Raw genomic sequence first — 18,429 nt, 5'->3', positions numbered from 1 at the left:
CTCCTGCCCGTCAGAACCGATACCGCAAGTCGATCCCGTATGTCCGCGGCTCCCCGTACACAGCCTGATCAAGCCCCGCAAAGACACGCGCAAAAGTGCGATAGTCTTTCTTGCCGAGATTCTTGCCCCAGAGCGAGAGCGAAAACCCGTTTTCCATTTCATAGCCGACACGGGCATCGAAAAGCAGATAGCCATTTTCAAAATTCCGGTCGAGATTGTCGGCCTGGAGATGGACATCGCCCGTATAGCTCGCGGTGCCGGAGAGCACGAGATCGCCGTGGTCCATGGCATAGCGATATTCGGCGGTCGCCGAAGCGGTCCAATCCGGCGTACGCTCTATACGATTGCCGGCATAGGAGAGCAGCACGCCTCCGATCGACGCGGCGCTGTCAAAACGCGTGTACTTCGCATCGAGATACGCGGCGGTCGCCGTGAGAGTGAAACCCGTGAAGGGCTTCAGCGTCGCGTCTGCTTCGAAACCCCGAATGCGGGCACGGCCTGCATTCGTCACCTGATTGGACGGTATCGTCGTAGCCCCCGTCGAAATGAACTGGGAGACCTGCTTATCCTGGTATTCCAGATCGAAGACCGCGAGGTTGAAACGCACCAGGTCGTCGCTCGAACGCCCCTTGATGCCGAGTTCGTAGTTGGTGACCTCCTCGGGGCCGAACGTCAGGTCCGATGCGATGAGATTGGGCGCGCCGATGGTATCAAGGTTGAAGCCTCCCGATTTGTAGCCGCGCGAGACACTCACATAGCTGGTCAGATTGTCGTTAAACTCATAGCGCAGACTCCCGACCCAGGACCAGTTGCTGTCCTTGCGCCGCATATCCTGGAAATCATAGTTGAGGTTCGGTCGGATCTGCAGGAATTCACCAGACTTCTTTTCCTGGGTGTAGCGAATGCCAGCGGTCAGTGTCAGCTTGTCGGTAAGTTTGTAATCGGCATTCAGATAGCCCGCATAGCTGTTCGTCAGAACCGCCGCATCGTTGATGGCGCCGTTGGCAAGCAATCCGCCGATGTAGACGCGGCGGATACCATCGGAATCCTGCCGGAAATAATAGAGACCCGCCACATAGGTCAAAGGGCCGTCAGATGGCGACACAAGGCGCAGTTCCTGGCTGAACATACGCGAATTGTCCGTGAACGGGCCGCTGTGGAAGAGATCGAGCGGTGTCTGATCGATATCGCTATAGACCAGAATCTGGATGTCTCTGACCGCTGAAATCGAGGTGAGAACGTGCCCACTCGCCAGTGTATAGTCTGCCGTGAGGCTCACGCCCCACATGTCGCGGCTGTCCTCGTTGCGCTGATCCGTGTTCGCTTCAAAGCGATCGCCCGTGTAATAGGGCGCCGCCGCGCCTGAGGTAGAGTTCATCTGATTCAGAACTGCGTGGCGGCGATCTCTGGTGACATCGGCGCTGACGTTTATTTCGAGCTGATCAGTGGGAAGCCAACGCAACTGAAGACGTCCGCCACGACGATTTTCATCGTTGAGATCCCGCCCATCGTACACGTTGTGAATATAGCCGTCACGATCCCATGTGGCGACCGTGACCTTCGCAAAGAGATTATCGGAGAGCGGGCCCGAAAGCGATGCCTGCGTGCGAAGCGCGTTGTAATTCCCGTAACTTGCGAAAACCTGACCTTCGGTTTCGTCAGTGGGCTTGCGCGAGGTAATGTTGATGACGCCGCCGATCGTGTTCTTGCCGAACAGCGTGCCCTGCGGACCGCGCAGAACTTCGACCCGCTCTAGGTCCGTCAGGTCGGCGTTGTAACCCGATGTGCGCGCGACATACACGCCATCGACATACATACCGACGCCGCTCTCAATACCGATGTTGCGAGAATCGCCACCGACGCCGCGAATTGTCAGTTCCGTCTGCAAATTGCCACGGTCGGAATATTGAAGGCCCGGAATGGCATGCTGAAGATCCTTGAGCGTCGACACACCCCGACCCTCGAGCTGCGCGCCGCTGAACGCAGAGACGGAGAGCGGCACGTCCTGAACGGTCTCGTCGCGACGGCGCGCCGTGACGACAATCTCATCGGACGGTTCAACGGTTTGCGCGAGTGCACTGCCCGTAAAGGGCAGGCCGCAGGCATCGGCAACAAGCAAGGACGCGCCCACCAGAAGGCTGCAACGAACATTCCGCAAGTTTACAGCTAGAACCCCTGTGTCCATCGGTATCCCCCTCAGCCCTGTCTCCCCACCTTTTTGCAGGCGGGGAGAGATCATGATTTTTTTGATCTATCGGGCGTAGGGCACAACACAGACCGGGTCCAATGGGATGTTATTATTGCGCACCATCATCAAAATTGATGCGCTGGTTTGCGCGCTGATCCAGCCAAAATTGCGAGGGATCGTAGCGCAGCGCGCAAGCAGCGGCGGCGGCGTTCGCCATATCGATGACACGATGTATGAGCCGGTTCGCAACCGGCTCCTTGCAGCACGCCGTGATCGTGAAGTTCGGTGGGCGCTGCCGAACGGGCATACAGGCCACGCGTCCCTCACGCAGATCTTCATTGAAAAGGAAAACCGGCAGGGCCATAATGCCGAGCCCCGTGCGAACGACCTGCATCGCCGTCCCGAGGGAATAAATACAATCGATCACCAGCTTCCGATCGTGCGAGGGCACATTGTGAATTCCATACCCTCGAAAATATTCGATCAGCATATCGTAACCCGAGCTGCCGGGCCCGTTCAGAACCACCGGCATACGCGAGAGGTCAACAACGTCGATCTCTCGCGTGCAATCGTATTTTCCAGGGGCCGCGAGCCATTCCAGCGCGACGTTGCAGATAGGAATCGACAAAGTGTGAGGTTCGTTCACAGGACCGACGATAATCACCAGATCCATCTCGTCCTGACGCAGTTGCTGCAGAAGCTGCCCCGTCGTTCCGGTTCCAATTTCGAGAACGGCTTTCGGAAAGCTCTCGCCCACCATGTCGACGAGATCCGGCAACCAAGACATGGTGACGATTTCGATCACACCGACACGAAGTTTAGCATCAATCGCCTCGTCGCTGATGGACGCTTCACGCAACTCGCCGGAAAGATCGACGATCTGCTCCGCAAGGCGGATGATCCGCCTCCCCGCCGGAGTCAGTTCAAACTGGCGGGCGCTGCGGTCGTAGAGTTTTACGCCCAGCAGTTCCTCAAGCTTGTTGATCCTGTTGGAAACCGCAGGCTGAGTCGTATTGAGCTTTTCCGCCGTTCGGCTGAAACTGCGCAGTCGGGTGAGCCAGACCAGTGTTTCGAGAAATCTCGTGTTCATCGTACACCGACCCTCTCACGACCGCCTATCTACACTTTGAGCTTCGCTCCCACGATCGCGCTCGCCCCCGTGATGTCCGGGTAGCACAGCGACGGATTTTCGGCGAGGGCCGACAGTAGCTCCTCCTCCTTCCGCCGGAACGCAAGCGCGTCGCCGATCACCTGCGGCAGGTCCGATGGGCGGATCACGAGAACCCCGTTCTCGTCCGCAAGGATGGCGTCGCCCGGATTGACGGCCACGCCCCCGCACGAGATCGGCACATTGATCTCGCCGCCAAGCCCGCGATATTTCGTCGTGATCGGCGTGACGCCGCGGCACCAGATCGGCAGGCCGGCGGCATTGGCCTGCGAAATGTCATTTCCGGCACCATCCATGATAAGGCCCGCAAGCCCGGCCTTCACGCCACCAACGGATGTCGTGCCACCCCAGCAGGCCGTCTCGCGATCCCGGCCACGTTCGATGACCAGAATGTCGCCGGGCCGGACGAATTTCAGGGCATAGTGGCCGATAACGGAATCAGGGACCGTGACCCTAACGGTCACTGCAGTACCAGCGATACGCGCACCCGGCATCTTCGCGCTTACACCGACATCCATGAAACCCGAATCAAGAAAATGGCCGATCGTTCCCGTATCTGTTTCCAGAAGCTGGCTGAGCAGGTGGTCAGAAATTTGCGCGGGCATCGGGTTGACGACGTACATTCCGGTTCCTCCCCTCAAAGGAAATGAGCGTGCCATTAGACCGACTGGCACCCGAGACTCCCAATCAATTCTCGCGATACCGGCGCATAATCAACGCTTATGGGGCCAACGCCCCTGCATTCCAGACGCTTATTGCACGCTATAGAAATTCCACATTGGACCCCTGAACCCACGTCCCGCTAGCTAATGTCGATATTATCGAGGGCGTCGAATCCATGAAATTTTCCGTAATACAGCTCAACTCTTCCGACGATCAGGCAGCGAATATCGACAATATTGTCGCACTCGTCGAAGCAGCAGTGCAGGAGGACCGTCCAGACTTGGTCATCCTGCCGGAAATGAGCGCGTTCATTTCGGGATCTGCCGACAAGCTGCGGAACAGCGCGCAACCGGTTCTCGAGGGCGGATATCATCAGGCGATGAGCGCGCTTGCCGCACGATTGCAGGTCAATATCCACGCCGGCAGTTCAGTCGAACTGCGAGACGGGGCCTGCTACAACACATCGGCCGTGTTTTCGCGCGACGGAACCCTCCTTGGCCGGTACAGCAAGATCCATCGTTTCGACGCTACGCTGCCCGACGGCACCGAGTTGAAGGAATCGGCCACGATCGCCGCCGGAAGCGATATCGTCGTCGTCGTCATCGAGGGCGTGCGCGTCGGCCTTGCGATCTGCTTCGATCTTCGCTTCGCTGAACTGTTCCGTCGTCTCGCCGACCTTGAGGCGGACCTGATCGTGGTCCCTTCGGCCTTTACGTTCCAGACCGGCGCGGATCACTGGGAGATTTTGCTGCGCGCCCGCGCGATCGAAACACAGTGCTATGTTGCCGCACCCGGCCAGGTCGGCACATTCGACAACGGCAAATACATGAATTTTGGCCACTCGATGATCGTGGATCCATGGGGACTCGTTGTCGCCCAGGTTTCGAACGGCCCTGGCTTCGTCAGCACACGGCTGGATTCGCGGTATATGGAACAGGTCCGCACCCGGCTTCCGGTCCGCCAGAATCGCGTTCTCGTCTGAGCAAGAGGAAATCGGAATGTTCGATATTCGTCCGCAACCGGAACCACTGCCTCAGTCACTCCTCGACCGGGCCGTCCTCGCGGAACCTGCAACCATCGGGCACTTTCGCCTCCGCGGTTTTCCTGCCCCCGTGATACGGCCCATCGTCCCCGTCGGCCGCGTTGCCGGAACCGCCGTTACATTGTGCCTTCCGGCCGCCGATTCCACGTTGCTGCATCATGCGGCAGGGCTTGTCGGTCCTGGCCAGATACTGGTGATCGACAGGCTGGGAGACAGGCATCATGCATGTCTTGGCGGAGGCGTCGCGCTCTGCCTTGCCCGTGCCGGGATCGCTGGCGTTATCGTCGATGGCCCGTGCGCCGACCCTCACGAAATCAGGGCGTGCGGACTGCCCGTGTGGGCAAGCGGCATCAGCAGCATCACTACGCGCGTACAAGGCATTGGTGGCGCCATGAATGTTCCGGTCAGCGTGGCGGGTGCCGTGGTGATGCCGGGCGATCTCGTGATCGCGGACGAAGGCGGCGTGGTCGTCCTGCCTCCGGATGAGGCCGAGGCCGACATCGAACGAGCGATCGAGATGCAATCCGTGGAACGCGAAATGCTTCCGGGAGTGAGCCAGGCACGCCCTCTGGGAACAATCTCCGGTGCCACGAAGCTGGTTGTGGCAAAGCTGTTCGTCAGATGACGGCGTCCTCTAGTGGCTATGCCTCTGTTCCAAGGGCATTGCTGCAAAATCGCCACATGCAACGCGGCGAGCCGAAGCGAAAGAAAATTGAACTTCGGGAGACGAAATACTCCCGCTCACGATACTGATCGATCTAAGGTACAAGCCCGTCGAATACCTTACTCTGATCGGCTGACCGCGCTCCTCGTTCTTGAAGGTGTTTTCCGTGTTCTGCACGGCCCAGGCATTAACTCGCCCATAGCCCATGCTCTTTTCTGGATTTCTTCAGAAACGACCAGCTTGGCGGCGCAAAGCCCACAAATCAATCGCCAATCAGAGCGCCGTCCGCGCCGTCACCACGGGCTGTCCGAAAATTACCGTCCAAAATCACAACATGGGTGTCAGGCGCACGATCGCGCCGGGGTTGTTCAACGCGAGATAGAGCGAACCGTCAGGCCCGAATTTTACTTCGCGAATGCGTCCGTAGCCTTTGAGGATGATTTCTTCGCGCGTGATCCGTTCACCATCGACCACGAACCGAAACAACGTCTCATGTGAAAGCGAGCCGATAAACAGATTGTTCTGCCATTTCGGGAAAAGACACCCGCCGCAAAAGTCGAGGGAACTGATGCCGGGAGCAGGCGTCCAGTGGCGGACGGGCTTCTCAACCCCTGCCTTTTCCGTGAACTCACTGATCGTGCTGCCGTCGTAGTCGACGCCGTAGGTTGCGATGGGCCAGCCATAGTTGGCGCCGGCCCTGAGGATGTTGAGCTCGTCTCCCCCATGTGGCCCGTGCTCGCTGCTCCAGATCGCGCCCGTTGCCGGATGCTGGGCGAGCCCCTGGATGTTGCGGTTTCCATAAGAGAAGATGACTCCGCGGATAGGATCCGCGGACGCAAAGGAATTACCAGGCGCCGCAGTGCCGTCGGGGCGGATGCGAAACAGCTTGCCGCTCGGCTTTGAAAGATCTTGCGAATCCTTCGGCGCACTCATGTCGCCGATGCTGAAATAGAGACTGCCGGACCTGTCGAAGAGCATCCGTCCACCCCAGTGGCGACTGCCGGGAAGATGCATGGAGTCGGGCACACGAAACAGGGATTGTGTCCTCTTCCATTCGTGTCCTTCAATCTGACCACGAATGACGCGCGTCATGCCGGGACTCTTGGCATCCGTCGCGCGCTCCGAATGCGCGAAGGCCAGATAGACCCAGCCGTTTTTTTCATAGTCCGGATCGATCTCGACATCGAACAGACCGCCGGTCGACGTCGCTCGATCGACAGGAGGGAAGCCGACGATCGGATTGGGGTCGATAGCGCCGTCGATCATCCAGAAGAGCTTTCCCGATCTATCCGTTATCAGTGCCCGGCGCGCGTCGATGAAAGCGATACCCCAAGGCGCGCTCAGCTGCGGATCGACGATGACATCGACTTTCAGTCGATAGTCCTCTGTTTGGATCGTGTTCGGCAGGGCTTTGGGAGGAAGCGGCTTGGCAGCCTGCGTCTGGAGAATATACTCCACGAGGCTGTTCTGCTCATCCTCTGTCAGGATATCACCCCAAGCGGGCATCCCCGCTGACGGAATGCCGTTTCGGATATTGTTTCCAATCGCAAAGCGGCTGCGTCCGTAGGACCATTCACTCTTTACAAGCGCCGTTGCCGACGCGCCCTCGAGAGCCCTGCCATGACACCCCGCGCAATTGGTTTCATAGATGAGGCGTCCCGGGTGTGTCGTTGATACGGCACCAGCCTCTTCGAGCGAGCCGTTTGCCCAGCCGGCAACGGACGTGCCGTAGATCGCACATGAAGCGAGCGTCATGGCGATCGGCAACGCGAATCGGCAACGCCTTACCGCAGCTTTCCTCCATCCACGCTGCCACCTTGCCAGAACCGGCAGCATGGATATTTTCGACAGCCTCATCTGGGAATCTGCCCGGAATCGGTAGCCCTGAGGTCGCTTGAAACCTCGATCACGAACAAAGCGGATGGCGGCATCAACGGCATGGATTTCTGTAAGATATCGAACGCGCCCTGACCGGGCAACTGGTCAAACGGGGAAGCAGGCCTTACTCAGCCGAACAGTAAATTCGCACATGCCTCGGGTCGCTCAAAACAATTGCCGTTCGCACTCGGCGGGTGCGAACGGCAATCTTTCTGCTTGTCTAAGCCGCATCCACGAGCACGATCTCGCTGTCTTCAATCGCGGTGATACGCAGAACATCCATGTCGCTGATCGCGGCACCGTCACGTGCCGCAATGCGAACATCACCGACCTGCACTGTACCCGTCGCAGGGACGAGATAGGCCTTGCGATCTTTCCCGAGCGGATAGTCCGCCGTCTCGCCCGCCTTCAGCGTCGCACCCACCACCCGCGCATCGGTGCGGATCGAAAGCGCGTCGTTGTCGTTGTCGAAGCCCGACGCCAGCGTGACGAAATGGCCCGAACGATCGCCCTTCGGAAAGGGCCGCGAACCCCAGCTCGGCTGCTCGCCGCTCCGGGTCGGCAGGATCCAGATCTGGAAGATGCGCGTCGTCACGTCCTCCAGATTATATTCCGAATGGCGGATGCCTGTGCCCGCCGACATCACCTGCACGTCGCCCGCCTCGGTGCGGCCACGGTTGCCGAGATTGTCCTCGTGCGTGATCGCGCCCTCGCGGACATAGGTGATGATTTCCATGTCGCGGTGCGGGTGCGGCGGAAACCCGGTGTGGGGCGCGATCGTGTCGTCGTTCCACACGCGAAGGTTGCCCCACTGCATCCGCTTCGGGTCGTGATAGCCGGCGAACGAGAAGTGGTGCTTGGCGTCCAGCCAGCCGTGGTTTGCGCCGCCGAGGCTTTCAAAGGGCCTGAGTTCGATCATCGGATATCTCCTTATCAAGCGGCGGTCCTGCCGCCGTCTCCTCACGAACTGTATTTAGGGATTGCAAGCTTTCCTGCTCAGACGGATAAATCTGCATGAAACGTTCGAAGGACTTGAATAGTGAGCACTCCCGGAACGCCGACGTTCGATCAGCTCCGCATCTTCCTCGCCATTGTCGACACCGGCAGTTTCGCTGCGGCCGGACGCAGACTGAACCGTGCCGTGTCCGTCATCAGCTATGGGATCGCGAACCTTGAGACGCAGCTCGGCCTCACCCTGTTCGAGCGTGAGGGTACACGGAAGCCGAAGCTGACGGTCGCGGGTCGCGCCGTGCTCGCCGAGGTCCGCGCCGTGTCGCAGGGCATCGACGGCCTGCGCGCCACCGTGAAGGGGCTTCTGGAAGGGTTGGAGGCAGAGGTCGATCTCGCCATCGACGTGATGCTGCCGCCGGAACGCGTCGGCCGGGTGCTGAGAGCCTTCGCCACTGAATTCCCGACCGTGCAGCTCAAACTCCATGTCGAGGCGCTCGGCGCGATCACCGCGATGGTGCTCGATCGCAAGGCGGCGATCGGCATATCCGGTCCGCTCGCCGCGGGGATCGAGGGTGTGGAGTGCATTTCGGCGGGATCGGTACCGATGGTGCCCGTCGCCGCCCCCGACCATCCGCTCGGCCGCATGGAACGCATCCCGCCGGGCGCGGGCCGCGAGTATACGCAGCTCGTCCTCACCGACCGCTCGCGTTTCACCGAAGGCCGGGACTATTCGGTGATGAGCCCCAAGACATGGCGACTCGCCGATCTCGGCGCCAAACATGCACTGCTGCGCGAGGGCATCGGCTGGGGCAACATGCCTCTGCCGCTGATCGAACCCGACCTGATCGCGGGCACACTGGTCCGTCTTGCCATGCCCGACCATCCGGGCGGCATCTACCGCTTCGCGGGCGTCTGGCGCCGGGATGCCCCGCCCGGCCCCGCCGCCTCCTGGCTTCTCGACCAGTTCGTGATGATTGGCCGCGACGATGTTGAGGAAGGCGGGCTGGGAGATATCTAGAATCTGATCAGGCCGGGCGCAGCAGGTGGCGAACCACCGGCGGCGTATCGCCGATGTGGAAGGCGTTCAGCGTTTCCTGATCGATGCGATCGGCGTGGGTCACGCGCGCGTGCTGCCGCTGATGTTCTAGCCAGCTTTCGACGACGAAGCCCTCGGTCACGCGGCCGGGTTCGGCGGCATCCTCCCACACGTCCCAGCGGATCGCGCCGTCGCGGCGGCGGACGGTGCTGAACCGGCGCAGCGCCGCGATGAATTCAGGTGCCCGCGCGGGATCGACACGGTATTCGATCTCGATCAGCACCGGGCCGCGATCCCCGGCGGGCGGCACCGCGACGACCGGCTCCGCCCAGTGGTTGGACGGCGCCAGATCGACCGCACCGCCGCTGGGAAGCCGCCAAAATATGGCCAGCAGCAGCGCCGCGCCCTGCCCGATCCCGGCGAGGGTCAGCGCGGTCGCAACATCGGTGCGTGCCGCGAGCGCGCCCCACAGCACGCTGCCGCCCGTCATCGCCCCCTGAAAGACCAGCAGGTAAAAGGCGAGCGCGCGCGCCTTCACCCAGCCGGGCGAAGCCATCTGCGCGGCGACATTGAGCGAGGTGAGCATCCCGATCCACGCAAGGCCCGCAACGAGCATCACGGCACCCGCGAACACCGCGCTTCCGGCCAGCGCAAGCGAAAGCGTGGCGAGCGCGAACAGCACTGTCGCGCCGATCGAGATCGTGTTCGCGGCAACGCGCTTCCGCAGCCGCTTCAGCAACAGCGCGCCGATCACCGCGCCCGCGCCCATGCAGCCGAGGAGCGCGCCATAGCCTGCCGCATCGAGCCCGAGGCCGCGCCGCGCCACCAGCGGCAGCATCGCCCAGAGCGCACTGCCGAACACGAAGAAACCGACCGCGCGGATCAGCACCAACCGCAACGCGGGCGCATGGCGCGCGTAGCGGTAGCCGGCTTTCAGCGCGCCGAAAAAATGTTCGGGCGGCAGGGCGTGCGCCGTTGCCGGGCGCTGCCAGCGAAGCAGCACGAAGAGAACCGCGACCACCGAGAGCGCGTTGAGCGCGAAGACGGCGGGGGTTCCGGCGAGCGCGACGATGACGCCGCCGAGCGCCGGGCCGATGGCGCGCGAGATATTGACCCCAAGGCTGTTGAGCGCAACCGCCTCCGGCAGGGTCTTCGTGTCGACGAGTTCGGGCACGATGGCCTGGAAGACCGGCGCGCTGAGCGCAGCGGCGATGCCGAGCACAAAAGTGGCTGCGAGCAGCACATAAGGCGTTGTCAGCCCCTGCCACGTCAGCACCGCGAGCACCGCCGCCGCCGTAAGGCCCAGCAATTGCGCCGCAAGCAGCATCCGCCGCCGGTCGAGGATATCGGCGAGCGCGCCGGACGGCAGCGCGAGCAGGAACATCGGCAGTGTCGTCACTGCCTGCACCATTGCCACCAGCAGCGGACTGGGGCTCAGCGAGGTCATCAACCAGCCCGCACCGACATCGTGCATCCACGTACCGACATTGGAGACGACCGTGGCGATCCAGAGCGCACGGAACACCGGAAAGCTGAGCGGCCCGGCGGCTTTCGCGACACCGGCAGCAGCGGGCGTCATCGCTAGACCGCCCAGCATCCGCAGCCGAGCGCACCCCAGAAACTCTGGACGTCGGCGGCGGGAACGGCTGCTCCGAGCGCCGCGGCATGATCATGCCCGTGCACGGTGCAGGCGGAATGACAGCCGCAGGCGGAGGCGAGTTTCTTCGCGGTTTCCGGCGCGCTGTAATATCCGCCGAACGTGGCGACCGGCGACCAGTCCGGCATCGCCTTCGGCAGCGCCGGGGCGAGCGGCGTGAAATCGCCCTCTCCATGCACGACCTTGCCGCCGAGCATCGTGAGCACCGCGCGCAGGTGCACGATCTCGCTTTCCGTCACGCCGAAATAATCGTCGGAGAGCAGCGCGAGGTCGGCGAGTTGTCCGGTCTTGATCTGCCCTTTCTTGCCTTCCTCGTTCGAGAACCAGGTGTTGGCCTCGGTCCACAGGCGCAGCGCGGTCTCGCGGTCGAGGCGATTGCGCGGCGGATAGAGCGTGAGACCGCCGAGCGTCTTGCCCGTGACCAGCCACGACAGCGACACCCACGGATTGTAGCTGGCGACACGCGTCGCATCGGTGCCCGCGCCGACAGGAATCCCCGCTTCCATCATGCGCCGGATCGGGGGCGTCGCCTCGGCCGCCTTCGCGCCGTAGCGTTCGACGAAATATTCGCCCTGAAATGTCATACGGTGCTGCACGGCGATGCCGCCGCCGAGCGCCGCGATACGATCGATATTGCGTTCGCTGATCGTCTCGGCGTGATCGAAGAACCAGTGCAGGCCATTGAAGGGCACGTCGCGGTTCACCTTTTCGAACACGTCGAGCGCGCGGCCGATCGTCTGGTCATAGGTCGCGTGGAGCCGCCACGGCCAGCGCCGCTCCGCGAGCAGGCGCACGACGGGTTCGAGATCGGTTTCCATGTTCTGCGGCATGTCCGGCCGCGCGACGCGGAAATCCTCGAAGTCGGCAGCCGAATAGACGAGCATCTCGCCCGCACCGTTGTGCCGATAGGTGTCGTCGCCGTCGCCGGGCTTCACCATCGTCGACCACGTCGCGAAATCCTTCAGCTCTTCCTTCGGCTTCTGCGTGAAGAGGTTGTAGGCGATACGCAGCGTCAGTTCGCCGTCCTCATGCAGCTTCTCGATGATCTCGTAATCGTCGGGGTAGTTCTGCGAACCGCCGCCCGCATCGACGACACTGGTGACGCCTAGTGAATTCAATTCGCGCATGAAATGCTTTGTCGAATTCAGCTGATATTCGGGCGGCAGCTTCGGGCCCTTGGCGAGCGTCGAATAGAGGATCGTCGCGTTCGGCTGGGCGAGCAGGAGCCCCGTGGGATTCCCGGCGGCATCGCGCACGATCTCGCCGCCCGGCGGGTTCGGCGTGTCCTTCGTGTAGCCCACCGCCCGCAGCGCGGCGGCGTTCAGCAGCGCACGGTCATAGAGGTGCAGGATGAACACCGGCGTCTCCGGCGCGGCGGCGTTGATCTCATCCAGCGTCGGCAGGCGTTTCTCCGCGAACTGGTGCTCGGTGAAGCCACCCACGACACGCACCCATTGCGGCGGCGGTGTGTTCTCGGCCTGACGCTTCAGCATCGCCATCGCGTCGGCGAGCGTCGGCACGCCTTCCCAGCGCAGCTCCATGTTGTAATTGAGCCCGCCCCGGATCACGTGGATGTGGCTGTCGATGAGGCCGGGAATGAGGCGGCGGCCCTTCGCGTCGATCACCCGCGCGCCCGGCGCGGCGGCGCGCACCTCCTGCTCGGACCCGACCGCGAGGAACTTGCCGTCCCGGATCGCCACGGCCTCGGCGCTGGGGTTCTCCCGGTCCAGCGTCGTCACCCTGGCATTCGTGATGATGATGTCGTCGCGGTTCATGGCAAGGCTCTCCGATGCGGTCAGCAAAGCTGTAGTGGCGGCGCCGGCAAGCGCCTGTCGCCGGGTGATCGTCTTCATGCGTCACGCTCCGTGTTGGAAGGGAGCGATCCGAGCACGTGCTTCGCGCAGTCGCCGCGGACGAATTCGGCAAACGCAGGGCGGTTGCCGATACGCTTCGCCAGCGGCAGCAGCTGCTCGCCGAGCAGGATGCCCGCAAGGCCGACAAGCGCGATCACCGGCGGGGCGGGCGAACGGACGCCGAGCAGGCTGTAGACGACGCCGACGAGCAGCCCCGCGCCCAGTGAAAGAAGATAGAGTTTCATGATCCGGCCCATCCTTCCCTGTCAGTTGTGGATGAGGGGGAACGGCCGGGCCTTGGGGGATAAGGCCCGGCCGCGGGGGAAAAGGCGATCAGTGACCGCCTTCCGAGGCACCGAACATCGCCTTGGCGTAGGTGATGCCGAGTCCGTAGGCGCCGCCCCACTTGCGGGCGATGCCGGTGGTGAGGTCGTAGGTCTCGGCACGCGCCCAGTCGCGCTGCAGTTCGAGGAGGTACTGGAGCGCGGTCATCGGCTTCGCGCCCGCCTGCACCATGCGCTCGACGGCGCGCTCGTGCGCTTCTTCTGAAATGTCGCCGCTCGCATCGGTGATGACATAGGCATCGAACCCCTGCTCCAGCGCCGAGAGGACGGGGCCGACGATGCAGACCGAGGTCCAGAGACCGGCAAACACGATGCGGTCCTTTCCGATGCGGTTCACCTCATCGATCACGGCGGCGTCTTCCCAGGTGTTCATCGACGTGCGATCGAGCATCGCCTGTCCCGGAAACGCATCCGTGATCTCGCTGAACATCGGGCCGGAGAAGCTCTTCTCCGCAACGGTGGTGAGGATGGTCGGAACCTTGAAACCCGCAGCGCCGCTCGCCACGAGCGCGGCATTGTTCCGCAAGAGCTCGGGAGCGATCGACTTCGTGGCGAACGCCATCTGTGACTGGAAATCGATAAGAACGAGGGCGTGGTTGCTCGGAGAAAGCAGCGCCTTGGCAGGGGTCGGGGTCGCTTTGATCGACATGGCTGAAACTCCTCTGGAAATCCTGTGCCCCCGATCCGCTCGGGGGTGAGGACAGGTTTACGGTGAGGCATTTCTACGAAACAGGCATATAAAATTATTCTGAATGTTCGATAAACTTGAAAAGAAATGCACCTCTGACTACTCGATGGCCCACCCGCCCCCCATCGCCTGATAAAGCGCCACGCGCGCGACGAGAGCGTCGGCGCGGGTCTGGATGAGGTTCAGTTCGGCGGCAAGCAGACCTCGCTGCGCATCGAGCTGTTCGAGATAGGGGGAATAGCCCGCACGGTATCGGTTGGTTGCGAGTTGCAGCCCTGCGGCAAGCACATCGCGCTGGGCGCGGACGTGCTCCATCTGCACCGACAGATGCTTTACCGCCGCCAGATTGTCCTCGACCTCGCGAAATGCCGTGAGCGCCGCACGCCGATAGGCGAAGGCCGCTTCGTCGCGCCGCCCGGCCGTGCTTTCCGCCTGTGCCTGCAATCTCCCCCCTTCGAAGAGCGGCGCGAGCACGCTGCCGCCGACCGACCAGATCGTGATCGGATCGGCAAGCAGGGTGGAGAAGGCTGCACCCGCGCTGGCGGTGAGGCGGACCTGCGGAAGAAACCGCTTCCGTGCCGCCGAAAGCGAAGCATCGGCTGCGGCAAGCTGGAATTCCGCAGCTGCAATATCCGGCCGTCGCTGCAGAAGTTCGGACGGCAGGGTATCGGGCACGCCGGGTTCGGCGAGCGCCAGAAAGTCCTTGCCGCGTCCGATCGTGTGGGGCGTCTCGCCAACGAGCTGACTGAGCGCATCTTCCTGACGCGCGATGGCAATCTCGATCTGCGGAACGAGCTGGGCCGTGCCCTCATACTCCGCCTCCGCCTGCCGAAGTTCGAGCAGCGGCGCATAGCCGGCCGCAGCGCGTGAACGCGCGATCCGCAGCGCCTCGCCGCGCGCGGCAAGCGTTTCGCGCGTGATCTGCAATCGCGCATCGAGAGCGCGAAGCGTAATATAACCGCTTGCGACCGCTCCCGAGACAGTAAGCGTGGTTGCATCGTGCGCCGTCTGGCTGGCAAGCCACGCGGAACGCCCCGCCCGCGCTTCATCGGCGATCCGGCCGAACAGATCGACCTCGTAAGCCGCCTGGAATTGCGGCTGCGCGAAGCTTTGCTCAGCGGGCCGCCCGAACGCATTGACGCTTCGCGACCGGCCCGCCGCCGCCCCGAAATCGAGCGAGGGAAACAGCAATGCTCGCGCCGCCATCTCCTGCGCGCGCGCTTGCCGGACACGCGCTGCGGCAATCCCGACATCAGGATTGTTCGCCTGCGCCTTCTCGACAAGCACAGTTAGCTCTGCATCGCCGAATGCCTGCCACCATTGCCGCTCGATCGGCGCACTTGCCCCCGCCTCGACGCGCCATGCGGCGGGCGCCTGAATCGGCGCAACCGAAGCCGTTTCGATCGCGGGCCCGGCACATCCGGCAAGCATCGAGACCGCAAAGAGCACCGCGGCTAATCTCATCGGTCGCCCTTCGTGTCGATACGCGCGACAACGGACATGCCGGGGCGAAGCCGTTCCGCCAACTTCTGGCCGGGATCGATGCGGATGCGCACGGCGATCCGCTGCGCGACCTTCACGAAGTTGCCGGTCGCATTGTCGGCTTTCAGCACCGCGAATTCTGATCCGGCGGCAGGAGCCATGTTCTCGACGTGCCCCGTCAGCTCCGCATCGCCGAGGGCATCGACACGGAAGGTCGCGGGCTGCCCGATCCGCATGTTGCTCGTTTGCGCCTCCTTGAAATTGGCGATGACCCAGAAATCGCGCGGCACGAGGAACATGAGCTGGGTACCGGCCGTAACGAACTGACCGGTGCGGACGCCGATTTCGCTGAGCTGCCCGGCTTCGGGCGCGCGGATGATACTGTGGTCGAGATCAATTTCGGCAAGCCGGATTTGCGCCTTGGCGGCTTCCACCGCAGCCGAAAGCCCGCCCCGCCCCACGGTGACCGAACGAAGATCCTGCCGTGCAATCTCGCGCGCCGCATGCGCCTGCCGAAGCTGCGCCTCCGCCTGCCGCAAGGCGGCGCGGGTCTGGTCCTGCTCGCGTGCCGAAACTGAACCGTCGGCCACCAGCGCATCGGCGCGTCTCATGTCCGCCTGCGCACGGAGCAGCTGCGCCTCTGCACTGCGGATCGCCGCGTCCTGCGCCTGCTCGCCGGCCCTGCGCGCACGTTCGGCCTGCAACGAATTGTCGAGATTTGCGACCTGCGCGAGCATGGAAGCCCGTGCCTGTTCAACGCGAGCGTGATACGTTCGGTTCTCAATGCGAATGAGCACGTCTCCCGCTTTCACCTGCTGAAAGTCGCGCACGGAGACGGCGCTCACGTACCCGGAAACCTGCGGGCTGATGACCGTCGTGCGACCTCGCACATAGGCGTTGTCGGTCTGCTCGAAACGCCCAGCGAACGGCGGCAGGCGCCAAGCGTAGAGGATGGTGAAAATGGCCGCGAGGACGAGGGCCGCGATGAGCGCGATCGCCTTGCGATCCTTGCGTGGCGGTTGCCATGACGAGGGTTCAGCCGCCCCATCGCCTTCCACTTCACCGTCAGGCCGTTTTTCCTCACTCATGCGTCTGCCCCGTTTTGCTCTGTTTCATCGCCTCTGCCATCGCGGCCTGCATACGTTCTGCCAGCTGAACCACCGGGGAGCGCTCTCCCAGCCTCCACATGCGGAATTGGATCAGGATACCCCATACAAGCGCAAGGCACGCCAGCATGCCAAGGAGGAGAAAAACGTCGTTGAAGGCAAGAATGTTGGCTTCAAGCCGCGCTTGCAAACCCAACAACGCCGTACCTTCCGCCGACCTCAGCGCCGGATCGGCGATCACGCCTCCGACTGCGCGGGCCCCGCCCGCGATGCGCTGCGCTGCGAGCGGATCGGTGAGCACGATCTGTTCGACGAGATGGTGCGAATGATATTTCTCGCGGATCGTCTGGAAACTGCCGAGGAAAGCCGGGCCGATCAGGCCGCCCAGATTCTGCGTGGCACCAAACAGCACGATCCAGCTTATGAAGTGCTGCGGCCCGGCGAGAAGCGTCCTTGAAATGCCTATGATCATAGCCGGGCCGATGAAGTACAAAGCCCCGAAACCGATCAAGGCCTGGCTGATATAGAGGTTCGCAGGCCGCGTCAGATTGGTGGAGTCTGCGTCCATAAACGCGCCGATCGCGATCAAAACACATGCGATGCGAATGGGCCGCGCCGGGCTGGCGGGATTGAACGTGACGAGCGACGCGACAAGGCCCGCAAGCGAGGCGACGCAGATGACAATGTAAAGCGTCCGCAGCTGGTCGGTTCCCATGCCGAGCGCCGTCAGCAGGCCAACCGAGCCGAATGCCTGCTCGGAAAGCAGAATTCTGACAGCGATGGCGACGAAGGCGATGCGAACGATCTCCCGCGTGCCGATCCACCGGGTCTGCAACAAGGGATTGCTGCGATAGTGCTCGATGAACAGCGCCGCGCCAATCAGCAGGATGGCGCCGATCAGCGCCCATGCGATCCATTCCGCATCGGTCCACCAGACGATACGCCCGAGGCCGAGCACGGCGCAAAGCAGGGCGATACCGGGGAAGAACAGGACGACGGTGAGGAAATCGGTGCGTTCGAATACTTTGTGGCGTTCGCTGGGCGGCAGCGGCAGGGCCATAACGGCCGCGAGCGAGGCGAGCGCCAGGCCGAGCTCGAAGAAATAAGCCATCCGCCAATCGCCCCATTCGAGAAGCTCCGGCGCGACGACACGTGCAAGCGGCATCGCAAGTTGCGGGATGCCGATGCCAAGCATGAGCCCGCCCAGCCGCTTTGCCGCGGACATGCCCTGCATCATGTAAAGCACGGAAAGCGTCGTGAGGCCGCTCGCCGCGATGCCGCTGATGGCGCGGATCAGGATGGCGGTGGAGAAGCTGTGAACGAAGAGGTGCGCAAGCGTTGCAACCGCATAGCCCACCAGCGTCCACCGCACGAAAGGCTGAAGTCCGAACTGCATCCGATACTTGATGAGCAGCAGATTGGCGCAAATGTTGGTCGTGACGTAAGCGACAGGCAGCCATGCGGCTTCATCACTGTAAAGGCCGAGCGAGCCCTGCACGAACGCAAGGTTGGTGCTGATGAGCGCGTTGCCAAGCCCGCCTGTCAACCCGACGAGGGCGCCAACCAGAAGATAGCCCAGCCGCCGCGCGGCAGGATGGTCAGGGTTTGCAGGGGAGCCGGGCAGCGTGGGGCGCTCGTGAGGCTTGAACTGATATGCCAGCGAAAGCCGGGAGGCCATACGCAAGTCCCCACGATGCACATTGCGCTGC

15 protein-coding genes are annotated in these 18,429 nt (G+C 62.6%); 3 read left to right on the top strand and 12 right to left on the bottom strand.

The features are described 5' to 3' along the window. Positions 1 to 10: 10 nt before the first annotated feature. The 3 genes from ACFQ00_RS13540 to ACFQ00_RS13530 form a co-directional block, all read right to left on the bottom strand. Positions 11 to 2,185, bottom strand: a complete 2,175-nt coding sequence (locus ACFQ00_RS13540; protein WP_381491772.1) for a TonB-dependent receptor — start codon at positions 2,183 to 2,185, stop codon at positions 11 to 13. A 112-nt stretch (positions 2,186 to 2,297) separates the two neighbouring features. Next, positions 2,298 to 3,278 (bottom strand): LysR family transcriptional regulator, encoded by a 981-nt coding sequence (locus ACFQ00_RS13535; protein WP_381491769.1) that lies wholly within the window; start codon positions 3,276 to 3,278, stop codon positions 2,298 to 2,300. 29 nt (positions 3,279 to 3,307) lie between these two features. Beyond that, positions 3,308 to 3,979 (bottom strand): RraA family protein, encoded by a 672-nt coding sequence (locus ACFQ00_RS13530; protein ID WP_381491766.1) that lies wholly within the window; start codon positions 3,977 to 3,979, stop codon positions 3,308 to 3,310. 215 nt (positions 3,980 to 4,194) lie between these two features. Between ACFQ00_RS13530 and ACFQ00_RS13525 the strand changes: the two genes are divergently transcribed. Both ACFQ00_RS13525 and ACFQ00_RS13520 read left to right on the top strand, forming a co-directional pair. Then, complete coding sequence (locus ACFQ00_RS13525) at positions 4,195 to 5,001, top strand: carbon-nitrogen hydrolase family protein (protein WP_381491764.1); 807 nt, start codon at positions 4,195 to 4,197, stop codon at positions 4,999 to 5,001. 16 nt (positions 5,002 to 5,017) lie between these two features. Then, on the top strand, positions 5,018 to 5,686 hold the full coding sequence (locus ACFQ00_RS13520; protein ID WP_381491761.1) for an RraA family protein: 669 nt from the start codon (positions 5,018 to 5,020) through the stop codon (positions 5,684 to 5,686). Between the two features lie 366 nt (positions 5,687 to 6,052). Here ACFQ00_RS13520 and ACFQ00_RS13515 read toward each other — a convergent pair whose 3' ends face one another. Together ACFQ00_RS13515 and ACFQ00_RS13510 are read right to left on the bottom strand one after the other, a co-directional pair. Further along, on the bottom strand, positions 6,053 to 7,561 hold the full coding sequence (locus tag ACFQ00_RS13515) for a PQQ-dependent sugar dehydrogenase (RefSeq protein WP_381491759.1): 1,509 nt from the start codon (positions 7,559 to 7,561) through the stop codon (positions 6,053 to 6,055). A 262-nt stretch (positions 7,562 to 7,823) separates the two neighbouring features. Continuing rightward, positions 7,824 to 8,522, bottom strand: coding sequence for a pirin family protein (locus ACFQ00_RS13510; protein ID WP_381491756.1), 699 nt, complete (start codon positions 8,520 to 8,522; stop codon positions 7,824 to 7,826). 120 nt (positions 8,523 to 8,642) lie between these two features. On the opposite strand from ACFQ00_RS13510, the gene ACFQ00_RS13505 reads away from it, so the two are divergent. Then, positions 8,643 to 9,572, top strand: a complete 930-nt coding sequence (locus ACFQ00_RS13505) for a LysR family transcriptional regulator (protein ID WP_381491753.1) — start codon at positions 8,643 to 8,645, stop codon at positions 9,570 to 9,572. Positions 9,573 to 9,579: 7 nt separating this feature from the next. Here ACFQ00_RS13505 and ACFQ00_RS13500 read toward each other — a convergent pair whose 3' ends face one another. The 7 genes from ACFQ00_RS13500 to ACFQ00_RS13470 all read right to left on the bottom strand — a co-directional run bounded on the left by ACFQ00_RS13500 (position 9,580) and on the right by ACFQ00_RS13470 (position 18,398). Beyond that, positions 9,580 to 11,169 (bottom strand): MFS transporter, encoded by a 1,590-nt coding sequence (locus ACFQ00_RS13500; protein WP_381491750.1) that lies wholly within the window; start codon positions 11,167 to 11,169, stop codon positions 9,580 to 9,582. Between the two features lie 2 nt (positions 11,170 to 11,171). Further along, positions 11,172 to 13,100: an amidohydrolase gene (locus ACFQ00_RS13495; protein ID WP_381491747.1), complete on the bottom strand. Its 1,929-nt coding sequence runs from the start codon at positions 13,098 to 13,100 to the stop codon at positions 11,172 to 11,174. Next, positions 13,097 to 13,345 (bottom strand): XapX domain-containing protein, encoded by a 249-nt coding sequence (locus ACFQ00_RS13490; RefSeq protein ID WP_381491746.1) that lies wholly within the window; start codon positions 13,343 to 13,345, stop codon positions 13,097 to 13,099. The genes ACFQ00_RS13495 and ACFQ00_RS13490 overlap by 4 nt, the downstream gene beginning before the upstream one ends. Positions 13,346 to 13,433: 88 nt before the next feature. Next, positions 13,434 to 14,093 carry a hydrolase gene (locus ACFQ00_RS13485; RefSeq protein ID WP_381491744.1) on the bottom strand — a complete coding sequence of 220 codons (660 nt, stop codon included), beginning with the start codon at positions 14,091 to 14,093 and terminating at the stop codon, positions 13,434 to 13,436. Positions 14,094 to 14,231: 138 nt separating this feature from the next. Further along, the gene (locus tag ACFQ00_RS13480; RefSeq protein WP_381491741.1) at positions 14,232 to 15,596 is read right to left on the bottom strand and encodes an efflux transporter outer membrane subunit; all 1,365 of its coding nucleotides are present in this window, start codon (positions 15,594 to 15,596) and stop codon (positions 14,232 to 14,234) included. Beyond that, positions 15,593 to 16,702 (bottom strand): HlyD family secretion protein, encoded by a 1,110-nt coding sequence (locus ACFQ00_RS13475; RefSeq protein WP_381491739.1) that lies wholly within the window; start codon positions 16,700 to 16,702, stop codon positions 15,593 to 15,595. Before ACFQ00_RS13475 ends, ACFQ00_RS13480 begins: the two co-directional genes overlap by 4 nt. After that, entirely contained in the window at positions 16,695 to 18,398 is a 1,704-nt protein-coding gene (locus ACFQ00_RS13470; RefSeq protein ID WP_381491736.1) for an MFS transporter, read from the bottom strand. The genes ACFQ00_RS13475 and ACFQ00_RS13470 overlap by 8 nt, the downstream gene beginning before the upstream one ends. Between the last annotated feature and the right edge of the window lie 31 nt (positions 18,399 to 18,429).

The sequence above is a fragment of the Sphingosinicella xenopeptidilytica genome, assembly GCF_042676985.1.
In the GTDB taxonomy this organism is placed as follows: Bacteria; Pseudomonadota; Alphaproteobacteria; order Sphingomonadales; family Sphingomonadaceae; genus Sphingosinicella; species Sphingosinicella xenopeptidilytica.
This window is presented reverse-complemented; position numbering and strand designations above follow the sequence as displayed.